At 74.1% G+C, this 17,895-nt stretch carries 19 protein-coding genes; 10 read left to right on the top strand and 9 right to left on the bottom strand.

Features of this window, described 5'->3' with window-relative positions:
- Positions 1–44 precede the first annotated feature (44 nt).
- The 6 genes from ACIQ9P_RS00355 to ACIQ9P_RS00380 form a co-directional block, all read right to left on the bottom strand.
- The gene (locus tag ACIQ9P_RS00355) at positions 45–2,060 is read right to left on the bottom strand and encodes a hypothetical protein (protein WP_402347297.1); all 2,016 of its coding nucleotides are present in this window, start codon (positions 2,058–2,060) and stop codon (positions 45–47) included.
- A 15-nt stretch (positions 2,061–2,075) separates the two neighbouring features.
- Complete coding sequence (locus ACIQ9P_RS00360; protein WP_402347300.1) at positions 2,076–2,819, bottom strand: hypothetical protein; 744 nt, start codon at positions 2,817–2,819, stop codon at positions 2,076–2,078.
- A gap of 307 nt (positions 2,820–3,126) precedes the next feature.
- Positions 3,127–3,474 (bottom strand): nuclear transport factor 2 family protein, encoded by a 348-nt coding sequence (locus tag ACIQ9P_RS00365; RefSeq protein WP_402347303.1) that lies wholly within the window; start codon positions 3,472–3,474, stop codon positions 3,127–3,129.
- Positions 3,471–3,830 (bottom strand): TetR family transcriptional regulator C-terminal domain-containing protein, encoded by a 360-nt coding sequence (locus tag ACIQ9P_RS00370; RefSeq protein ID WP_402347306.1) that lies wholly within the window; start codon positions 3,828–3,830, stop codon positions 3,471–3,473. The genes ACIQ9P_RS00365 and ACIQ9P_RS00370 overlap by 4 nt, the downstream gene beginning before the upstream one ends.
- Before the next feature lie 148 nt (positions 3,831–3,978).
- Complete coding sequence (locus ACIQ9P_RS00375) at positions 3,979–4,440, bottom strand: NUDIX domain-containing protein (RefSeq protein ID WP_402347309.1); 462 nt, start codon at positions 4,438–4,440, stop codon at positions 3,979–3,981.
- A 28-nt stretch (positions 4,441–4,468) separates the two neighbouring features.
- Positions 4,469–5,161: an HAD family hydrolase gene (locus tag ACIQ9P_RS00380; protein ID WP_402347311.1), complete on the bottom strand. Its 693-nt coding sequence runs from the start codon at positions 5,159–5,161 to the stop codon at positions 4,469–4,471.
- A 326-nt stretch (positions 5,162–5,487) separates the two neighbouring features.
- Between ACIQ9P_RS00380 and ACIQ9P_RS00385 the strand changes: the two genes are divergently transcribed.
- The 3 genes from ACIQ9P_RS00385 (at position 5,488) to ACIQ9P_RS00395 (ending at position 7,203) form a co-directional block, all read left to right on the top strand.
- The gene (locus tag ACIQ9P_RS00385; protein ID WP_402347314.1) at positions 5,488–5,820 is read left to right on the top strand and encodes a hypothetical protein; all 333 of its coding nucleotides are present in this window, start codon (positions 5,488–5,490) and stop codon (positions 5,818–5,820) included.
- Between the two features lie 140 nt (positions 5,821–5,960).
- A complete protein-coding gene (locus tag ACIQ9P_RS00390) occupies positions 5,961–6,443 on the top strand; it encodes a carboxymuconolactone decarboxylase family protein (protein WP_402347317.1) in 483 nt (160 codons plus the stop codon).
- Between the two features lie 67 nt (positions 6,444–6,510).
- Positions 6,511–7,203, top strand: a complete 693-nt coding sequence (locus ACIQ9P_RS00395; RefSeq protein ID WP_402347320.1) for a DinB family protein — start codon at positions 6,511–6,513, stop codon at positions 7,201–7,203.
- Positions 7,204–7,272: 69 nt separating this feature from the next.
- On the opposite strand, the gene ACIQ9P_RS00400 is transcribed toward ACIQ9P_RS00395, so the two are convergent.
- Entirely contained in the window at positions 7,273–7,674 is a 402-nt protein-coding gene (locus ACIQ9P_RS00400; RefSeq protein WP_402347323.1) for a YciI family protein, read from the bottom strand.
- Between the two features lie 197 nt (positions 7,675–7,871).
- Here ACIQ9P_RS00400 and ACIQ9P_RS00405 point away from each other — a divergent pair, with 197 nt between their 5' ends.
- The gene (locus ACIQ9P_RS00405; RefSeq protein ID WP_402347326.1) at positions 7,872–8,804 is read left to right on the top strand and encodes an oxygenase MpaB family protein; all 933 of its coding nucleotides are present in this window, start codon (positions 7,872–7,874) and stop codon (positions 8,802–8,804) included.
- Between the two features lie 202 nt (positions 8,805–9,006).
- On the opposite strand, the gene ACIQ9P_RS00410 is transcribed toward ACIQ9P_RS00405, so the two are convergent.
- Positions 9,007–9,474: a MarR family winged helix-turn-helix transcriptional regulator gene (locus ACIQ9P_RS00410; RefSeq protein ID WP_402347328.1), complete on the bottom strand. Its 468-nt coding sequence runs from the start codon at positions 9,472–9,474 to the stop codon at positions 9,007–9,009.
- A 142-nt stretch (positions 9,475–9,616) separates the two neighbouring features.
- Here ACIQ9P_RS00410 and ACIQ9P_RS00415 point away from each other — a divergent pair, with 142 nt between their 5' ends.
- From ACIQ9P_RS00415 to ACIQ9P_RS00425, 3 genes are all read left to right on the top strand, one after another.
- On the top strand, positions 9,617–10,732 hold the full coding sequence (locus ACIQ9P_RS00415) for an ABC transporter substrate-binding protein (protein ID WP_402347331.1): 1,116 nt from the start codon (positions 9,617–9,619) through the stop codon (positions 10,730–10,732).
- 106 nt (positions 10,733–10,838) lie between these two features.
- A complete protein-coding gene (locus ACIQ9P_RS00420) occupies positions 10,839–12,353 on the top strand; it encodes an APC family permease (RefSeq protein WP_402347334.1) in 1,515 nt (504 codons plus the stop codon).
- Entirely contained in the window at positions 12,350–13,369 is a 1,020-nt protein-coding gene (locus ACIQ9P_RS00425) for an acetamidase/formamidase family protein (protein WP_402347337.1), read from the top strand. Before ACIQ9P_RS00420 ends, ACIQ9P_RS00425 begins: the two co-directional genes overlap by 4 nt.
- 29 nt (positions 13,370–13,398) lie before the next feature.
- Here the strand turns inward: ACIQ9P_RS00425 and ACIQ9P_RS00430 are convergent, their stop codons facing one another.
- Complete coding sequence (locus ACIQ9P_RS00430) at positions 13,399–13,824, bottom strand: SgcJ/EcaC family oxidoreductase (RefSeq protein WP_402347340.1); 426 nt, start codon at positions 13,822–13,824, stop codon at positions 13,399–13,401.
- 422 nt (positions 13,825–14,246) lie between these two features.
- Here ACIQ9P_RS00430 and ACIQ9P_RS00435 point away from each other — a divergent pair, with 422 nt between their 5' ends.
- From ACIQ9P_RS00435 to ACIQ9P_RS00445, 3 genes are all read left to right on the top strand, one after another.
- A complete protein-coding gene (locus ACIQ9P_RS00435; RefSeq protein WP_402347343.1) occupies positions 14,247–15,275 on the top strand; it encodes an isopenicillin N synthase family dioxygenase in 1,029 nt (342 codons plus the stop codon).
- A gap of 214 nt (positions 15,276–15,489) precedes the next feature.
- A complete protein-coding gene (locus ACIQ9P_RS00440) occupies positions 15,490–17,037 on the top strand; it encodes a hypothetical protein (protein ID WP_402347346.1) in 1,548 nt (515 codons plus the stop codon).
- Between the two features lie 62 nt (positions 17,038–17,099).
- Positions 17,100–17,876 carry a MerR family transcriptional regulator gene (locus tag ACIQ9P_RS00445; RefSeq protein WP_402347348.1) on the top strand — a complete coding sequence of 259 codons (777 nt, stop codon included), beginning with the start codon at positions 17,100–17,102 and terminating at the stop codon, positions 17,874–17,876.
- Positions 17,877–17,895 lie beyond the last annotated feature (19 nt).

The raw sequence follows: 17,895 nt of genomic DNA on the forward strand, positions 1-17,895 counted from the left end.
CGCTCGGGCGGTCCGCGTCGTTCCGGACAGCCGCCCCCGCGCCGTCAGTCGTACCCGGCCTCCACGAACCAGGCGCCCCCCTCCACCGTGAGCAGCAGCGCCCGGCCGCCCGCCACCGTCACCTGGAACCGGGCCCGGCGACGGGACCGGGCCTGGTCCCACCAGTACTCGACCGCCGGCCAGGGGCCGGTCCAGCCCTCCACCGGCAGTTCCCGCCCGCGCACCGCCACGGTGGCCGGCCTGGCCGACACCCCCGCCCGGCCGTCCACCGTCACCGGCCGCCCGTCCGTGTCCAGGACCGCCGCCGGCACCGGGACCCGGTGCACGACGGGCGGCCAGACGTCCCGCAGCCCGCCGACCCGGCCCGGCCACGGCGCGTCGGCGGGCGCCGCCGGGTCGTACGGCTCGCCCCACGGCACCCGGACCGCCTGGTCGTCGGGCCCCCGCCCGCCGGCCGGCTCGATCCGGCGCAGTCCGGCGTGCCCGAGCACCGCCTGCACCCGGGCCACCGCGCGTTCCACCCGGTCGTCGGCCACCGCCTTTCCCCAGAGGGCGAGTTGGCGGCCCTGGTCGGGGCTGAGGCCGTCGGGGACGAGGCGCAGCGCGGTGAAACCGCCCGGCTCGGGGCCCGCACCGGGATGGTCCTCCCCGGGGTGGTCCTCCCCGGTGCGGGCCCGTTCGGCGCGGCTCTCCCCGGGGCGGTCGAACGTGCCGCTGCCCTGCCAGACCTGGAGCTGCCAGCGGACCCGTTCGGCGAGCGCCGTCGCCGAGAGCCGGCCCTCGTGCCGCCAGAGCCGGGCGACCGTCCGGCCGTCGGCGCACACCACCTCGACGGCGACCCGCTGGCAGGTCAGCCCCGCCCCCGCGAGTCGCTGGTGCAGCCGCTCGGCCAGGGTCCGGGCGACGAACACCAGGGGTTCGGCGAGCGGTTCCGGCGGATCGAAGCGCTGCTCGACGGAGAGGTCCGGTCCCTCGCCGCGCGGCACCAGCGGTCGTGGCTGCAGGCCCCGGGCAAGCCGGTGCGCCGCCGTACCGGTCGGGCCGAAGCGGTCGGCCACCGACTCGGCGGGCAGCGCGGCGAAGGCCCCGACCGTGGGCAGGCCCAGCCGGTCCAGCAGTTCGGCCAGCCCGGCGTCACCGAGCGCGGCCACCGGGTAGGGGGCGAGGAACTCCGCCGTCCGCCCGGCGGGGACCAGCACCCCGGCCCGGGCGGCGAGCACGGCGGCGAACAGGCCGTCGGCCACCCCGACCAGACCGAGGGGCGGCACGGTGACGGGGGCCGCAGCCGCTCCGGACACCGGCCCGGACGCCGGTTCCGACGGGGGCGCGGGAAGTACGGGAGGTGCCGCCGGGTAGGCCGGCGGGCGGGCGAAGCCGCCCCGGGCACCGTCCCGGGCGGGCGGCGCGGCGGAGAACAGCTCCTCCGCCCCGGCCGTCCGCCGCCGGGCCCCGACCCGCTCGGCATCGGCGGGGTGCGCGGGGGCGGCGGAACGCAGGGGGACGACCTCGGCCAGGCCGTCTCCGTCGCCGCGCCCTCTCTCCGTGCCCGCCTCCCCGTCCGCCGGCTGCTCCTGGGGCCCGACGGCCGCTGCCGTCACGGCCGCCACCACCACCGCCGACACCGCCAGGGCAGCCGTGACCGCCGCCCGGACCTTCGCCGCCAGGGCCTCCTCCCCGCCGAAGTAGCGGGCCGGCCCCTTCACCGGGATCGCGCACAGCCCCGGGCGCAGCACCTCCACCCGTGGGGTGAACGCCTCCACCGCGACGACCACCGGTTCGAACCGCCGGGCCTCCGCCTCCGGGTCCCGGTCCCGCAGCTCCAGCGCCGGGCAGAGCCGCTGGGCCAGCTTGAGCCGCTGCCCCTGCCGCACCCCGGCCGCCCGGGCCGCCGCCGAACAGGCCAGCACCCGGCCGCCCTCGACCACCGCCAACGGGGCGTCCCGGTCCTCCTCCGGACGTTCGACGGCCACCACCGGCCAGTCCGGACACCACACCACCAGCACCCGGGGGGTGGCCGCGCCACCCGCCCCGGTGGAGCCGGCCACCTCTCCGCCGGTCATCCCGCACCACTCATCTCACACCACCGCCATACGGTCGAGACCCGTCCCGGGCCCCGCCACCGCGTCCTCCCCCACCACGTCCGTCACCCCGGCGCCGACCGTCTCCTCCACGGTCCGCACCGCGCCGTGCGCGTCCGGCAGCCAGAGCCTGGCCGCCCGCCCGCGCACCGCCGAGCCGCGCCCCTCGGCCACCACCTCCACCTGCCGTCCGGTGAGCTGCCCGTGCCCGTCCCCCAGTCCGAACCAGCGACCGGACCGCACCCCCAGCCGCAGCCCGGCGCCCGGCCACGGCCCGGCCACCAGCAGCACGCAGCCGCTGCGCCGCAGCACGGCGGCCAGGCGGGCGGCCAGGTTCGGCGGGACCGGGCCGTCCGGGCGCAGCATGATCAGTTCGACGGCGCCGGCCAGCACCGACACCACCTCGGCCCAGTGCGGGCCGGGGTCGTCCGCCACCAGCAACCGCCCCAGGTCCAGCCCGTACCCGGCGGCCGCGGCCAGCCCGAGGTCGGGCAGCCCGACCGCCGCCGCCCACCCCCCGTCGGTCTCCCGCACCCCGGCGGCCAGCGCCAGCAGCAACCCGGCGTCCCCTCCGGCCACCGACACCGCCGCCCCCCGCCTCAGCCCGCCCTCCGGCAGCACTCCGCGCAGGGCGGGCACCACCGGCAGCAGCCCCCGCCCGGGGGCAGCGGCCGACACCACCGGTCGGAGCGAGGGCGGCCGCTCGACGGTGGATTCGAAAACAGATTCGAAAACGGGCATACCCCCAGGATCGAACATCTGTTCGCAAAGATTCAAGTCCGAATACCCCACCCCACTCGTCACCCTCCGTGACGAACCTCATCGGGACGAAGGCCGCGCACCCCCGTTGGACCCTGGCCGCCGAGGGGCGGGGTGGCGGCGGGAAGCTCGCGGGGGCACTCGGGGATCCGGCCCACGTCGCGGCCCCGCAAGGGCGAACCGCCCGTCCGGCGATCGCCGGGCGTCCCTCCGGACCGCGCGGCGGACGGTGCCCCGCCGGGCAGCGCCAACCGATCGGCGACATGTCCGGCGAGGCTTCGGGATCCACTCACGCCGGGAGGAAGAACCCGGTGATGTCGGCGAGCCGGCCGTCGCGGTGGAGCGCGGTGCTCACGCCCGCCATGGCGGGTTCGTCCTGCTCGCCGAGCTGGGTCCAGCGCGCGAGCGACCGGTCGTGGTGCTCGACCACCTCGTCGATGCGGAACCGGTGGCCGGGGAATGCCTGGGCGGACCCGGCCATGTAGGCGGCCAGCTCGGTCAGCCCGCCCACCTCCGTGCCCGGGTCCCGATAGGCGATGTCCGCGACCGCGACCTCGCCGAGTGCGGCGATCCGCTCGCCGGGATCGGCCGACCAGCACGCGGCGTAGTTCGTCCAGAGCTGCCGAGAGTCACTCATCGCTGTCCTTCCTCGTCGGAGCCGATCGACGCCATCGCGCCGCCGGTGATGGTGTGCAGGTTGGTGACGGGGGTGCCGGACCGGACCAGCACCAGCACCAGCAGGCCCTGATAGAGCGCCAGCAGCCGGGCCGCCGAAGCCTCGACGTCCAGATCCGCCGACAGCAGACCCAGAGCGCGAGCGCGCGTCAGCGCGTCGGCGAAGCCGGACTCGATCGTCTCCAGCCCTCGGCGCACCCCCGCGGCGGCCTGCGAAACGGTGAAGGACTCCACCGCGGTGTCGGTGAGCAGGCAGCCCGGATCGTGTTCGAGACCGGTCTCGAACGCCGAGGTGAAGAACGAGCGGATGCCGGCCACGGGATCCGGCCGCTCCAGGAGATGGGTCCGGACGCGACCCCGCACCACCTGCACAAAACCGGCCCGCCCGCCCGGCCGGGCTGGCAGGCGGGCGGTGGTCAGCGGGCAGCGGGCAGCGGGCAGCGGGCAGCGGCGAAGTGGGCAGCCGTCAGTGGGCGGCGGCGAAGTGGGCGAGGGTCTCGGCGAGTTGGGAGTGCCGGGGCTCGGGCAGGGCGTCGGGGGCGAACCAGTCGAGGGCGTCGAACTTGTGCGGCTCGCCGATGACGACCCGTGCGGGGTCGACCTCGACGGCGAACAGGACCGCGACCCAGTGCGAGACCGGGTCGCCGCGCAGGATGTTGCGCACGCCCAGGGTCTCCACCGTCAGGGCCTCGGTGCCGTACTCCTCCAGGACCTCGCGCCGCACGGCCGACTCGAAGGACTCGCCGTGCTCCAGCGCCCCCGCCCCGGTGTCCCAGGTGCCGGGCTCGTCCCGGGCGCCGGTGCTGCGCCGGGCCAGCAGGACGCGGCCGTTGCCGTCGTGGCAGACGAAGACGCAGGACACCGTGGGGGCGGTGAGCGCCCGTTCGGCGGGGCGTCCGGTCGGGGCGGGGTTCGTACGGCGGTTCATACGGCGGCTCCTCCGGCGTCGGGCACGGTCAGAAGTGGTCGAGCAGTTCGCGGAAGGCGCGCAGGTGCAGCACCGCCTCGTCGGCCGGGTCCAGCTCGCTGTGTTCGAGCACCCAGGTGTGGTCGTTGGGGATGAAGACGGCGTTCATGCCCGCGGCCCGGGCCGGCAGGATGTCCGACTTCGGCGAGTTGCCGATCATCCAGCTGTCGGCGGGGACGAGGCCGTGCGCCGCCACGAAGCCCCGGTAGGTCGCGGCGTCCTTCTCCTGGACGATCTCGATCGCCCGGAAGTGGTGCGCCAGCCGGGAGGCGTCGATCTTGCGCCGCTGCTCCTCCGGGTTGCCCTTGGTCAGCATCAGCAGGGTGTGCCGGCCGCCGAGGACGGCGAGGGTCTCGGCGACGTCCGGAACGAGCTCCACCCGGTGATCGGCCAGGACGGCGGCCAGCTCCTCGATCTCGGCGAGCTCCTGGCCGGTGGCGGGCCTGCCGCGCAGCTTCTCGACGCAGTCGCCGAGACTGCGCAGCAGCATCCGGCTGCCGTACCCGTGGGTGACGGCGTTGGCCCGCTGGACGTCGTCGAGCACGGCCCGCAGCCGGTCCCGGTCGAGCGTGGGGTGCCGGAGCCAGTCCAGGTAGTCGTGAATGACCCGCTCGAACAGCACGTTGTTCTCCCACAGCGTGTCGTCTGCGTCGAAGACGAGTACCTGTCCGTTGCGCTGCATCGAAGCCCCCGAAGGTCGTCTGACCGGTCGTCCGCGACCCTAATCGGAACCGCGCCCGCCCGTCCCGGATTTTCGGGCCGGGCGGAGGCCCTCGTGTCGACCCGGGACGTCGCCCTGGTGACAAGTCGACAGCGGCCCGTCACAGGAAGGCCACCGTCCGCCCGCGCGGAGGTCGACAGGTCGTCGGAATGCCCCGGACGTGGCACTTTCGGTGGCTGCTCCAAGTCGGTGTCCATTCCCGTCCGACAGGATCGCCGGCGCGACCGAGGCCCGAACGGCGGGCCCCTGGCGGCGGACGCGACGACGGAACGAGGTCGAGGAGAATCATGCGTGGCACCACACCCGGTGACCGCTACCGGCTGGGCGAATGGCTCGGCGGCGACTCGATGGGCGATGTCCGGCTCGCCGAGGACCATGTGCTCGACCGCCGGGTGGCCGTCAAGATCCTGAAGCCCGCCCTGCTGGACGAGTCCGGCTTCGCGGAGCGGTTCCAGCGGGGACAGCAGCGGCCCATGCTGCTGGGTGGACCGAGCGGCAGCTCCACCCCGTCCCGCAGACCGCGCACCGGTCCGAGCACCTCGAACCGCAGCCCGCCGGACCACTCGTCCTGGCCCATCCACCGACTCCCCCGCGCCCGAACGACTCCCCCGTCCGCATGACAACCATCGGCGTTCAGCCTGCTCGGACCGGCGGAATCCGCCGACCGGCCCCGGCGGCGGAGATGGTTGACCTTGAGTGCACTCCAAGTCGTACGGTCGGCGGCACCGCACACCGAGGACCACCAGGGAACGGAGACCCCATGAGCAACGACAGCACCCACAGCACCGACAACCGTGCCACCACCGACACCACCGGCGCCCCTGCCAGCACCGGTGCCGACGCCACCACCCGGGCGGAGCGGTTCGACCGGGGATTCGCCGTCCTCACCGCCGTCGACGGCGAGGCCGGGCACCGGGTGGTCGACGCGCTCGCCGACGTGAACCCCGAACTCGCCCACCAGATCGTCGCCTGGGGCTTCGGCGAGATCTACAGCCGCCCCGGACTGACGCCCCGCGACCGGCAGTTGGTGACCCTGGGCATGCTCACCGCGCTCGGCGGCTGCGAACCGCAGCTGGAGGTCCACATCAACGCCTCCCTCAATGTCGGCCTCACCCCCGCCGAGATCACCGAGGTCCTGCTGCACTCCGCCGGCTACTGCGGCTTCCCGAAGGCCCTGAACGCCACCTTCACCGCCAAGAAGGTCTTCGACGAGCGCGGCCTGCTGCCCGTCGGGGCGCGGTGAGGGCGACCCGGTCCCGCCGCCGGAAAATCCGGCGACCGGGCCGGGCGGCAACGGAAGACTGACCGCCATGACCGAGACCAGGAGCGGCACCGACAGCCGCACCGACACCGACACCGGCCCCGACCGCCCCGCCCCGGAGGGCCCCGACAGCTCCGCCCGGGAGGCCCCGACCGCGTTCAAGAAGGACCTGCTGACCTATTTGCAGGACGCCAGGGACGCCCTGCTGTGGAAGCTCGAAGGGCTGTCCGAGTACGACGTCCGCCGCCCGCTGACACCGACCGGGACCAATCTGCTGGGGCTGGTCAAGCACGCGACGGCGGCGGAGGCCCTCTACTTCGGGGAGACCTTCGGGCGGCCCTTCGAGGCGCCCCGGCCGTGGATCACCGGGGACGCCGAACCGAACGCGGACCTCTGGGCGACTCCCGAGGAGAGCCGGGAGCTGATCGTCGGCCGGTACCGCGCGGCCTGCGCGCACGCGGACGCGACCATCGACGCGCTGCCGCTGGACGCGGTCGGCCGGGTGCCCTGGGGCGACCGCAACGCGGTGACCCTGCACCACGGCCTCGTCCACATGACCGCCGAGACCCAGCGGCACGCCGGACACGCCGACATCGTGCGGGAGCTCGTCGACGGCGCGACCGGGCAGCGCCGGGGCGGCGAGAACACGGCCCCGGGCGACGGAGCCTGGTGGGCCGCCCACCGGGCCCGGGTCGAGCGGGCCGCCCGGACGGCGGCGGACAGGGCACCGGAGCGGCCCTGAGGAGCTGGACGACGCGGTCCGGCCGGGCCCGCCCACGGGGGTGGCGGGCCCGGTTCCACAGACCGGCGCTCACACCTCGACGGGCGGCTCCGACATGATCCGGCGCACCTCGACCGGCATCCCGAGCGGCTTCCCCTCCGGCCCGGGGGCCGCCGAGACCCTGGCCGCGACCTCGATCGCCCGCCGCTCGGTGCCGCAGTCCACGATCCACCAGCCGGCCACCCACTCCTTGCTCTCCGCGAACGGCCCGTCGGTGACCACCGGCACGCCGCCCTCCCGCGCACGGACGATCCGGGCGGTGTCCGGCACGTCCAGGCCCTGGGCGTCGACGAGTTCGCCGGTACCGGCCAGCTCGGCGTTCAGGTCCCGCATGTACTGGACGTGGACCCGGACGTCCTCCAGCGGCCAGTCCTCGACCTTCGGGAAGTCGATGTCCTTCTTGCTGAACTGCATCAGCAGCATGTACTTCATGGTCGCGCTCCTCGTTCGTGGTCGGTCGCGGGGCCGTGGTGGACCCGCACCGGGGGGTCGGAGCCGGGCCCGCGGTCTCGACACCGTCGGCCGGGAATCCTGGAAGATCTTTTCGCGGTTCCCGGCGGACCGGCCTCCGGCGCGCCCGGCGAGGTGCCGTTGACCCGGCCCTGACCAGGACCCTAGGGTCGGGGCCCGTGCAGCGATACGACTGGCTGAAGAAGATTCAGCGCATGGACCCGGAGACCGAGTTCGCCGAGATCTACCGGATCAGCAGCTGGTACGAGTTCCCGTGGGACTACAACCAGTCGCTCAGTTTCGCGCTCTACCGCACCTACGCGGTGCCCAGCATCGGCCGACTGCTGGCCACCACCGGCGAGTTCACCCGGCGCACGCAGAAGCGCTACGACGACACGGTACTGATCCTGGAGGCGGTGCTGGAGCACGGCTTCGACTCCTCGCCGGGCCGTGAGGCGATCCGCCGGATGAACGGGATGCACCGCCGGTACGACATCTCCGACGCCGACTACCGTTACGTACTGTCCACGTTCGTGGTGACGCCCAAGCGCTGGATGGACGACTACGGCTGGCGGCGGCTCTCCTCGCACGAGGTCCGGGCGAGCGTCAACTACTACCGCGAGCTGGGCCGGCACATGGGCCTGAGCGACCTCCCGGATACCTACGAGGAGTTCGAGCGGCTGCTCGACGACCACGAACGCGAGCACTTCGCCTTCGACGAGGGCGGCCGGGCGGTCTCCGACTCGACGCTCGGCCTGATGGCCTCCTGGTACCCGGCGCCGCTGCGGTCCTCGATGCGGCTCTCCTCGCTCTGCCTGCTCGACGACCCGCTGCGGGAGGCTTTCGGCTACCCGGCCCCGTCGGCGCCGCTGCGACGCGCCGTGCGGGTGGGCATGCGGCTGCGGGGCCGCTTCGTCCGTCTGCTCCCGCCGCGCCGCCGCCCGCACCTGGGCCGGGACGGGTGGCAGGTGCGGAGCTATCCCGGCTACCCGTACGGCTACCGGATCAGCGAACTGGGCACCTTCGAGGCTCCCTCCCCCTCGGACGGCGGCTGCCCCTTCCCGCACCCGCCGGCGGACGGGAAGGGGCCCGGAACGGGCGACACGCCCTGAGGCGTCGGGCGGGCCGGGCGCGTCGGACGGGCCGGACGCGTCGGACGCGTCGGACGGCGCCCTTCGCCGGGAGGTCGCCGTCGACGACCGACCCGGCGGGCAGGACGGGCAAGGACGGGCAGCACGACCGGCACGTCGTGGTCGGTGAAGTCCGGGCTCATGGCCTTCCCCACCGCCTCGCCCCACGGCCGCGTCCGGCCGGTCAGGCTCCGGTGAGGTGTCGCAGGAGCCGGCCCGGGTCGGTGGTGCCACAGGCGGTGCGGACGGCGGCGTCGTGGGCGGCCGCGAGGGCGTCGAGGCGTTCGAGGCGGACCTGGCCGCGCCGGGAGAGATGGGCGGTGATCCGGCGGCGGTCCTGCTCGTCCTGGCGGCGGTAGGCGAGACCGGCCTCGGTGAGCGCGTCGACGATGCGGCTGAGGCTGGCCTGCGGGATGAGCAGCGCCTGGGCGAGGTCGCCCATCGAGCGGCCGGCGTCGTCGGTGAGGCACCGCATGACCCGCCACTGGTCCAGCGTGCAGCCCTCCGCCTCCAGCCGGGAGGCCAGGTCGCGGGCCAGCCGGCGCTGGGCGAGGGTGAGCAGCTCGATCAGCAGCGGCTCGTCGGCGGGGGCCTGCGCTCCGGCCGGGACCGTGTCGGGGACGGAGGCGTCCGGGGTGACTGGTGGTGTCATGGCCGTCCCGCTCTCCCCGTCGCTCTTCCCGTCGTCCGCCCTGCGGCCGTTCCCGTCCGGCCCGCCCGGGGATCCGCCCGGCCGGACCGGTTCGCCCGGTCCCGCTTGGCCGGACCGGCTGCCATGACGATACTCGCAAGCGATGGGCGCCGACGTGAAGCTGCTGGAGCCGCTCGACGCGCTGTACCTCCCCCGCGAGGCACCGGCGCTGAGAGTGGGCCTGGTCGTGCCGCAGTCCGGCCCGCTCGGCCTGACCGGGCCCTCGGCGCTGGACGGCGCGCTGCTGGCCGCGCACGAGGTGAACACCGGCGGCGGCGTACGCGGCCTGCCACTCGAACTGGTGCTGGTGGACGGCGGCGGCCCGCCGGACGCGGTCGCCCGCGAGGTGGCGCTGCTGCTGGACGCCGGGGCGGTGGACGCGGTGGCGGGCTGCCACTCCAGCGATGTGCACCGGGCCGTGGAGGCGGTGACGACCGGGCGGGCGGCGTACGTGTTCACCCCGCCGCACGAGGGCGGGACGCGGTTGCCGGGCGTCGTCTGCACCGGGGCGGAGCCGGCCCGCCAACTCGCCGGGGTGGTCGAACGGCTCACCGGGCAGCACCGGCTGCGCCGGTGGGCGCTGGTCGGCAACGACTACATCTGGCCGCGCGCGGTGCACCGGGCGGCCGCGGCGGCCGTGGACCGGGCCGGGGCGCGGGTGGTGCTGGAGCGGCACCTGCCGTTCGGGACCACCGAACGGGGGCTGGAACCGCTGGTGGACGCACTGCGGGCGCTGCGGGCGGACGCGCTGCTGCTGAGCCTGATCGGCGCCGACCTGGTGCGGTTCAACCGGGCGCTGCGCCGGACCGGCCTGGACCGTCGGCTGGTGCGGCTGTCCGGCGCGCTGGAGGAGAACAGCCTGCTCGCGTACGGCGGGGACACCACGGGCACGCTGTACGCCGCGATGCCGTCGTTCGCGAGCCTCGGGGAGGAGCGGCGGGTGCGGTTGGCCGAGCGGCACCGGGCGGTGTTCGGCCCCTACGCGCCGGTGCTGGACGCCTACGCGGTGGGCCTCTACGACGGGCTGCACCTGGTGGCGGCACTGGCGTGGCGGGGGGAGCTGGTCGCGGACGGGGGGCTCGCGCGGGCGGCGGCGCGCCTGCTGCGGGGCGAGGGCCCGGCGGTGCGGCGGGCGTGGGCCCGGGCCCCGCTGGGGCCGCCCCGGGAGGGAACGCACCTGGCGCGGGCGGAGGGCCTGGGGTTCACGGTCCTGCCGTGAACGGCGGGGTCGCCCGGCACCCTCCCGCCAAAACCCTTCCATTTGGAAATAACTGGCTCTAGTGTCTCCCACCACCACCCCGGGTCGTCACGGAAGCGAGCCCCCCATGTCCGAAGCACCCGCCCCGCCCTCCGTACCGTCCGGCGCGTCCGACCCCGCCGGCCCCGCCGAGCCCGCCGATCCCGCCGGGATCGAGAGCTACGGCTACCGCCAGGAGCTCCGCCGCTCCCTGCGCTTCACCGATCTGCTGGTCTACGGACTGGTCTTCATGGTGCCGATCGCCCCCTTCGGCATCTTCGGCAGCGTCTTCCAGGGCTCGGGCGGCATGGTCGCCCTGGCGTACGGGCTCGGCATGGTGGCGATGATGTTCACCGCCCTCTCCTACGCCCAGATGTCGCGGGCCTTCCCGATGGCCGGCTCGGTGTACACCTACGCCGGACGCGGCATCGCGGCGCCGGTCGGCTTCCTGGCCGGCTGGATGATCCTGCTGGACTACGTCCTCGTGCCCGGCCTGCTCTACCTGATCGCCGGTGTGGCGATGAACTCCCTGGTGCCGGCCGTCCCGGTCTGGCTGTGGCTGGTCGGCTTCGTGCTGCTGAACACCGCCGTCAACTACCTGGGCGTCGAGATGACCTCGAAGGTCAACAAGGTCATGCTGGTGGGCGAGCTGCTGGTGCTGCTGGTCTTCGTCGGCTTCGGCCTGGCCGCGCTGGCCGCCGGCAAGGGCCGCGGCTTCGACTTCTCCCCGGTCTACAACTCCCAGACGTTCTCCTGGAGTCTGGTGTTCGGCGCGGTCTCGGTGGCGGTACTGAGCTTCCTCGGCTTCGACGGGATCTCCACCCTCTCCGAGGAGAACCGGGACTCCGCCCGGGCCATCGGCCGCTCGATGATCGCCGCCCTGCTGCTCGCCGGTTCACTGTTCATCGCCCAGACCTGGATCGCCTCCCTGCTCGTCCCGGACCCGAACGCGCTGATCACCGAGGGCGATCCGGACGGCACCGCCTTCTACGACGCCGCCCGGGTCGCCGCCGGCGGCTGGCTCGCCACCGTGACGGCCGCCGCCACCGCGGTCGCCTGGGGCTTCGCCAACTCCCTGGTCGCCCAGGCGGCCACCTCCCGGCTGCTGTACGCGATGGCCCGGGACCGACAGCTGCCCGCCTTCCTCGCCAAGATCCACCCGAGCCGCCGGGTCCCGGTGAACGCCACCCTGCTGACGGCGGGCGTCTCGCTCGTCCTCGGCCTCTGGACGGCCTCGCGCGAGGACGGCATCACGCTGCTGTCCACACTGGTGAACTTCGGCGCGCTGACCACCTTCCTGGTCCTGCACGTGTCCGTGGTGGTGCACTACCTGGTGCGGCGGCGCAGCCGGGACTGGTGGCGCCACCTGCTCGCCCCGGCCGCCGGATTCGCGATCCTGGCCTACGTGGTCGTGAACGCGGACATCGCCGCCCAGCGGCTCGGCTTCGTCTGGCTGGCGATCGGCGGGCTGGTCCTGGCCGGACTGACGCTCTCCGGCCGCCGGCCGAACCTGGCGGCGGTCGCCACCGACGCGCCCTCCTCCGACGCACCTTCCTCCGACTCGCCCACCCCCGACTCGCCCCTCGGCAAGGAGAACCAGTGAGCCTGCCCGACGTCGTCAGCCTCTCCCCGACCCCCGACGAGTACGCCTACACCTTCGGCGGGCGCGCCCCGCTGCTGACCGTCCGGCCGGGCACGATCGTCGAGCTGACCACCGAGGACTGCTTCGGCGGCCGGGTCCGCGGCACCGGCGACCTGCCGAGCGAGGTGTGCGAGTTCCCGTACCTCAACCCGGTCACCGGACCGATCGCGGTGGCCGGCGCCGAACCCGGCGACACCCTCGCGGTGCACTTCGTGGAGATCACCCCGGCCCGGGAGTGGGGGATCTCCAGCACCTTCCCGCACTTCGGCGCGCTCACCGCGACCCACAGCACCGCGATGCTGCACGCCCCGCTGGAGGAGCGGGTCTGGGTCTACGAGCTGGACCGGGCGGCCGGGATCTGCCGGTTCCGGGCCCGGGTCGGCGACTTCACCGCCGACCTTCCGCTCGACCCGATGCACGGCACGGTCGGCGTCGCCCCGGCCGGCGGCGAGACCCTGATGTCGATCACGCCCGGCGCGCACGGCGGCAACCTCGACACCCCCGAGATGCGGGCGGGCGCCACCGCCTACTTCCGGGTGAACGTGCCCGGCGGCCTGCTCGCCGTCGGCGACGGCCACGCCCGCCAGGGCGAGGGCGAGGTGTGCGGCACGGCGGTCGAGACGGCGATGCGCACCACGGTGGTGGTCGACCTCGTCAAGGGCGGCGGGCCCGCCTGGCCCCGGCTGGAGGACGACCGCTACCTGATCTCCACCGGTTCGGCCCGGCCGCTGGAGGACGCCTTCCGGATCAGCCAGCACGATCTCGTCGGCTGGACCGGGGAGTTGCTCGGCCTGGACACCCTGGACGCCTACCAGCTGGTCAGCCAGGCCGGGCTGGCTCCGGCGGCCAACGTCTGCGACACCAACTACACCATGGCCGCCAAGCTCCCCAAGTCGCTGCTGGGCCGCACCCGGGCGTACGACGGCCTGCACGACCGGCTCCGCGCGACCGCGGCCGCCTACCTCCGACACCGGTAGGCAGCCCCCCGCCATCCCCCCCTTCTCCTCTATTCGGCCACCACCAGCGTGTTCTGATTGGCCGTCAACAGCCAGCGGCCGTCCTCCTTGGCCATCACGTACAGCGGGCTGCCCTCGTCGCCGACCTGCTCACCGGCGGCGTCGAGGTAGCGCTGACGGACCTTGACGGCGGCGACGTCGGGGCGGACGAAGAACACGTGCACCACCTCGTAGCTGGCGGTGTGGCCGGTGCCGGAGAAGCTGCCGGGGAGCACGGCCCGGGTGAACTCGGCGATCGCGTCCCGGCCGAGGAGGACCTTGCCGTGCCCGGTGGTCCAGATCGCGTCGGCCCGGAAGAGGTCGATGAACACCTCGGGCAGTTCGTTGACCTGTGCGTACTGGACGGTGGCGACGACCTGCTGGACGGCGGCGATCTCGGCCTCGACGGAACCGGCGTTCATGAGTGCGTTGTTCATGCGGACAATCATGGAACTTGAAGCTCACTTGAGGTCAAGCCCCGCCGGAACGGGAGGAGGGGTCCACCGGGAACGGCGTCCGGCGGGAATCCCGTCGCCCGGGCCCTTGCCGGGACGGCGGGGCAGGAGGACCATCTCGGCATGCCCATGCCACAGAACCCCGCCCCCGGCACCACCACCCGAACGGTTGATCTAGGCTGGTGACGTGCCCATACTCGTTCGCCGTCGCCACGTGGACCTGCTCCGCGTGACCAGCATGTCCTGTCGACGCTCCAGCTGAACCTCGCACCCCACCCTCAGCGCGGCCCCCACCGGCCGTGTCCCCCCTCCCGGCCCCGGGCACACCCGCCGCACCAGGCGCGTCCCCGGCGTCCCCGGTCACCACCGGAGCCGGCCGGGACGAGACCCAGCGGATGTCATCCATGTCGCAGCAGCACCCCACCCCCTCGACCACCGACGACGCCCTCCCGGTGATCGACCTCTCGCTCGCCCACGGCAGCCCCGCGGACCGCACCCGGCTGCACGACGCGCTCCGGGCCGCCGCCACCGGCGTCGGCTTCTTCCAGCTCGTCGGCCACGGGGTCACCCCGGCCGAGACGGACGCCCTCACCGACGCCATGCGGGCCTTCTTCGCCCTCCCCGAGGCCGACCGCGTCGCCGTCGCCAACCTCAACTCGCCGCACTACCGCGGCTACACCCGCACCGGCGACGAGCGCACCGGCGGCAGCCAGGACTGGCGCGACCAGCTCGACATCGGCGCCGAACTGCCCCCGCACGTCCCCCGCCCGGGCGAGCCCGCCTACTGGTGGCTGGAGGGCCCGAACCAGTGGCCGACGGCCCTCCCGGAGCTCCGCCCGGCCGCCCTCACCTGGATCGACCGGCTCGGCGCCGTCGCCGGCACGCTGCTGCACGAACTCCTCACCGCGATCGGCGCCCGCCCGGACTTCTACGACTACGCCTTCGCCGGGCACCCGCACCTGCGGCTCAAGCTGGTCCGCTACCCGGGCACCGCCCCGGACGGCGCCGGCCAGGGCGTCGGCGCCCACAAGGACTACGGCTTCATCACCCTGCTGCTCCAGGACACCGTGGGCGGCCTCCAGGTGCAGCGCCCCGACGGCTCCTTCCTGGACGTCCCGCCGATGCCGGGCGCCTTCGTGGTCAACCTCGGCGAGCTGCTGGAGGTCGCCACCGACGGCTACCTGAAGGCCACCAGCCACCGCGTGGTCAGCCCGCCCGGCGCCCGCGAGCGATTCTCCGTCCCGTTCTTCTACAACCCGCGCCTGAACGCCCACATCGAGCCGCTGGACTTCCCGCTCGCCCACCACGCCCCCGGCGCCACCCAGGACCCGGCCAACCCCCTCTACGCCGACTTCGGCTTCAACGAGTGGAAGGGCTACACCCGCGCCCACCCCGAGGTCACCCGCCGCCACCACCCCGACCTCGCGGCCTGAGGCCGGACCCCGGTCCGACCTGCTCCAGCACGTTCCACCCCGGCGCGCGCCCACTCCGACGGGCGCGCGCCGAAACATATCCAAATATCGTTGCAATAAATAATCTCAGCTGTTTTTTGAATTCATAAATCGCTGGCTTTTCGATCCGGAAGCTCCCTAGACTCCGTCCGACCGCCGAACCCGAGGAATTTCGGCGCAAAAAAAGGGGGCTGTCATGACCGAGAACGAACCGGGTTACGACTATTGGTTCCGCCTGGAGATCGAGGTGAGCGGCTCACCGGGCGGCCGGAGCCGGCTGAAGGAGCTTCTCGCCGCACGCGGCTGGATCGCCTCGGCCCCGTCCGGGACGGAGACTGCGGCCGAGGCCGGAAGCGCACCCGAGACCTGGATCGTCGAGGCCGGAGTCAGTGGCTCCCGCTGGGGCGCGGCCCAGGTCGTCAAGACCGTGCTGGAGCGCACCCGGCGCCAGACCCCGGTGTCGGTGGAGCTCAAGTTCCTGGAGCCGGTCGTCCCCTCCGATCCGCCCCGCACCCGGTGGCTCGCCCACCTTCCGCTCCCGTCGGCCGTACGGCCCGACTGGCTCCGCCGCCCGCTGCTGCAGAGCGGCCTCTTCGACACCGGCCGGGAGATCTTCCTGCCCGCCGGACCTGGCGTCCGCCGGGCGGCCGAGCTGGCGACCGTCCGCGCCCTGACGGAGATCGCCGCTCCCCCGCACAACGCCCTCCCGCGGTTGCTCGGCCCGTCCTCCCGGGTCGAGCAACCGAGCCGACGCCGGCAGCACGTCGTGCCGGAGCGGATCGGCCTGCCGATCACCCTCACGGCGGCCGCCGTCCTGCTGACGCTCGGGACGTGCCTCAACGCGGCACAGCTCCATCCCCTGGCCACGGGGGTCGCCACCCTCCTCCTCGCCCTGCTGCTCGGCGCTCCGGCGGGCCTGCTCCTGGCCCAGTACGGCGCCCATCCCGAACGCACCCGGCCGTTGTCGGCCGCGACCGTCGGCTGGGCGGCCGGTCTGGCCACGACCGGGGCGGGGCTGGTCCTGCCCTTCGCGGCGCCTTCGCGACAGGGCGCCGCGGTACTCACCGTCGTCCTGTTCGCCGCATTCCTGACCGGGAACGGCCTGCGCCTGTTGTTCCGCAATCTGTCGCGGAAGGCCACGGTCGCCTGGCTCGTCCCGGCGCTCCTCCCGCTCGCGCTCCCCGTGCTGCCGGTCCCGGGATTCTCCCTGCACACCTATTACCTCGACTATTTCGACGCCAGCCGCGAGGAGGTGTTCATCCCCGTCAGTTGGCAACTCATCGCCGACACCAAGGGGATGGTGGTCGTGGTGGCCCCGCTCGTCGCGCTCGCGCTCCTGGGCTACGCACGGCACTTTCACGCCCCCCGCAGCATCGAAGGAATCCCGCTCTGGGGCGGCCTGCTCTGCGTCGCTTTCATGGCCACCATCGCGGTGTTCTGGGTCCAGGTCCTCACCCCGGCGACCAAGGCGGCCGCCGCGGCGGCCGCCCAGGCCAAGGCCGGCAGCCAACCCGGCCAGTACTTCGGCATCGCACCGCAGCGAGTCTGCGTGCGCCCGGCCGCAGGCTCCACCGCGCCACCGTTCCAGGGCAGCGCCGTCAACCCCGATCACCCGTACCTCGCGTTCCCGTCCTCGGCGGACTGGATCAGGCTCTGGGACTTGGCCGACCGCAGCTCGGTCGTCGTGAAGCGGGAGCACTGGCAGATCATCAAGTCGAGCGATCCGAGTTGCCCGGTGGGCTGAGCGGGCTGGGCGCCCGGGGGCGTTCGCGGGCGTGGACCGGGTGGGACAGTGGTGTCACACTCGTGGTGTCACAGTGGTGGTGCTACGGAGTGGAGGCGGGAGTGGAGGTGCGGCTGACGGTGGACGAGTTGGCGGCGCGGGCGGGGGTGACGGTGCGGACGGTGCGGTTCTACGGGACGAAGGGGCTGCTGCCGCCGCCGGTGCTCGGGGCCCGGCGGGTGGGCTGGTACGGGGCCGAGCACCTGGACCGGCTGGGGCTGATCGAGGAGTTGCAGCGACAGGGGCTGACCCTGGCCGCGATCGAGCGCTACCTGGCACGGCTGCCGCAGGACTCCACCCCACTGGACCTGGCGATCCACCGGGCGCTGGTGGCCGCCTGGACGCCGGAGGCGCCGGAGGAGGCGGGGCGCGAGGAGGTCGAGCGGCGGGCCGGGCGGCGGCTGTCGGAGGAGCAGGTGGACCGGCTCGCGGCGATGGGGGCGCTGGAGCGCACGGCGGACCCGGAGGTGTTCCGGGTGGACCCGGGGCTGCTGCCGCTGGGGGTGCGGATCCTGGACGTGCCGATCCCGCTGGAGACGCTGCTGGCGGCGCGCGCCGTGGTGGTGGAGCACAGCCGGGCCACGGCCCGGGAGTTGCAGCGGCTGTTCCGGGAGACGGTGTGGCGGCCGTTCCGGGAGAGCGAGCCGGGCGCGGACGACGTGGAGCGGATGAAGGCGCTCACCGACCACATCCAGCCGATGGTGGCGCAGGCGCTGGTGACGGCGTTCCAGAAGTCCCTGCGGGAGGAGTTGGGCGAGGACGTGGAGGCGGAGCGGGGCCCGGGCGGGGAGGCGCCGTAGCCGCCCCGCCCGGGTGAGG

Origin of the sequence: Kitasatospora sp. NPDC094019, from assembly GCF_044764505.1 — a bacterium.
Taxonomy (GTDB): Bacteria; Actinomycetota; Actinomycetes; order Streptomycetales; family Streptomycetaceae; genus Kitasatospora.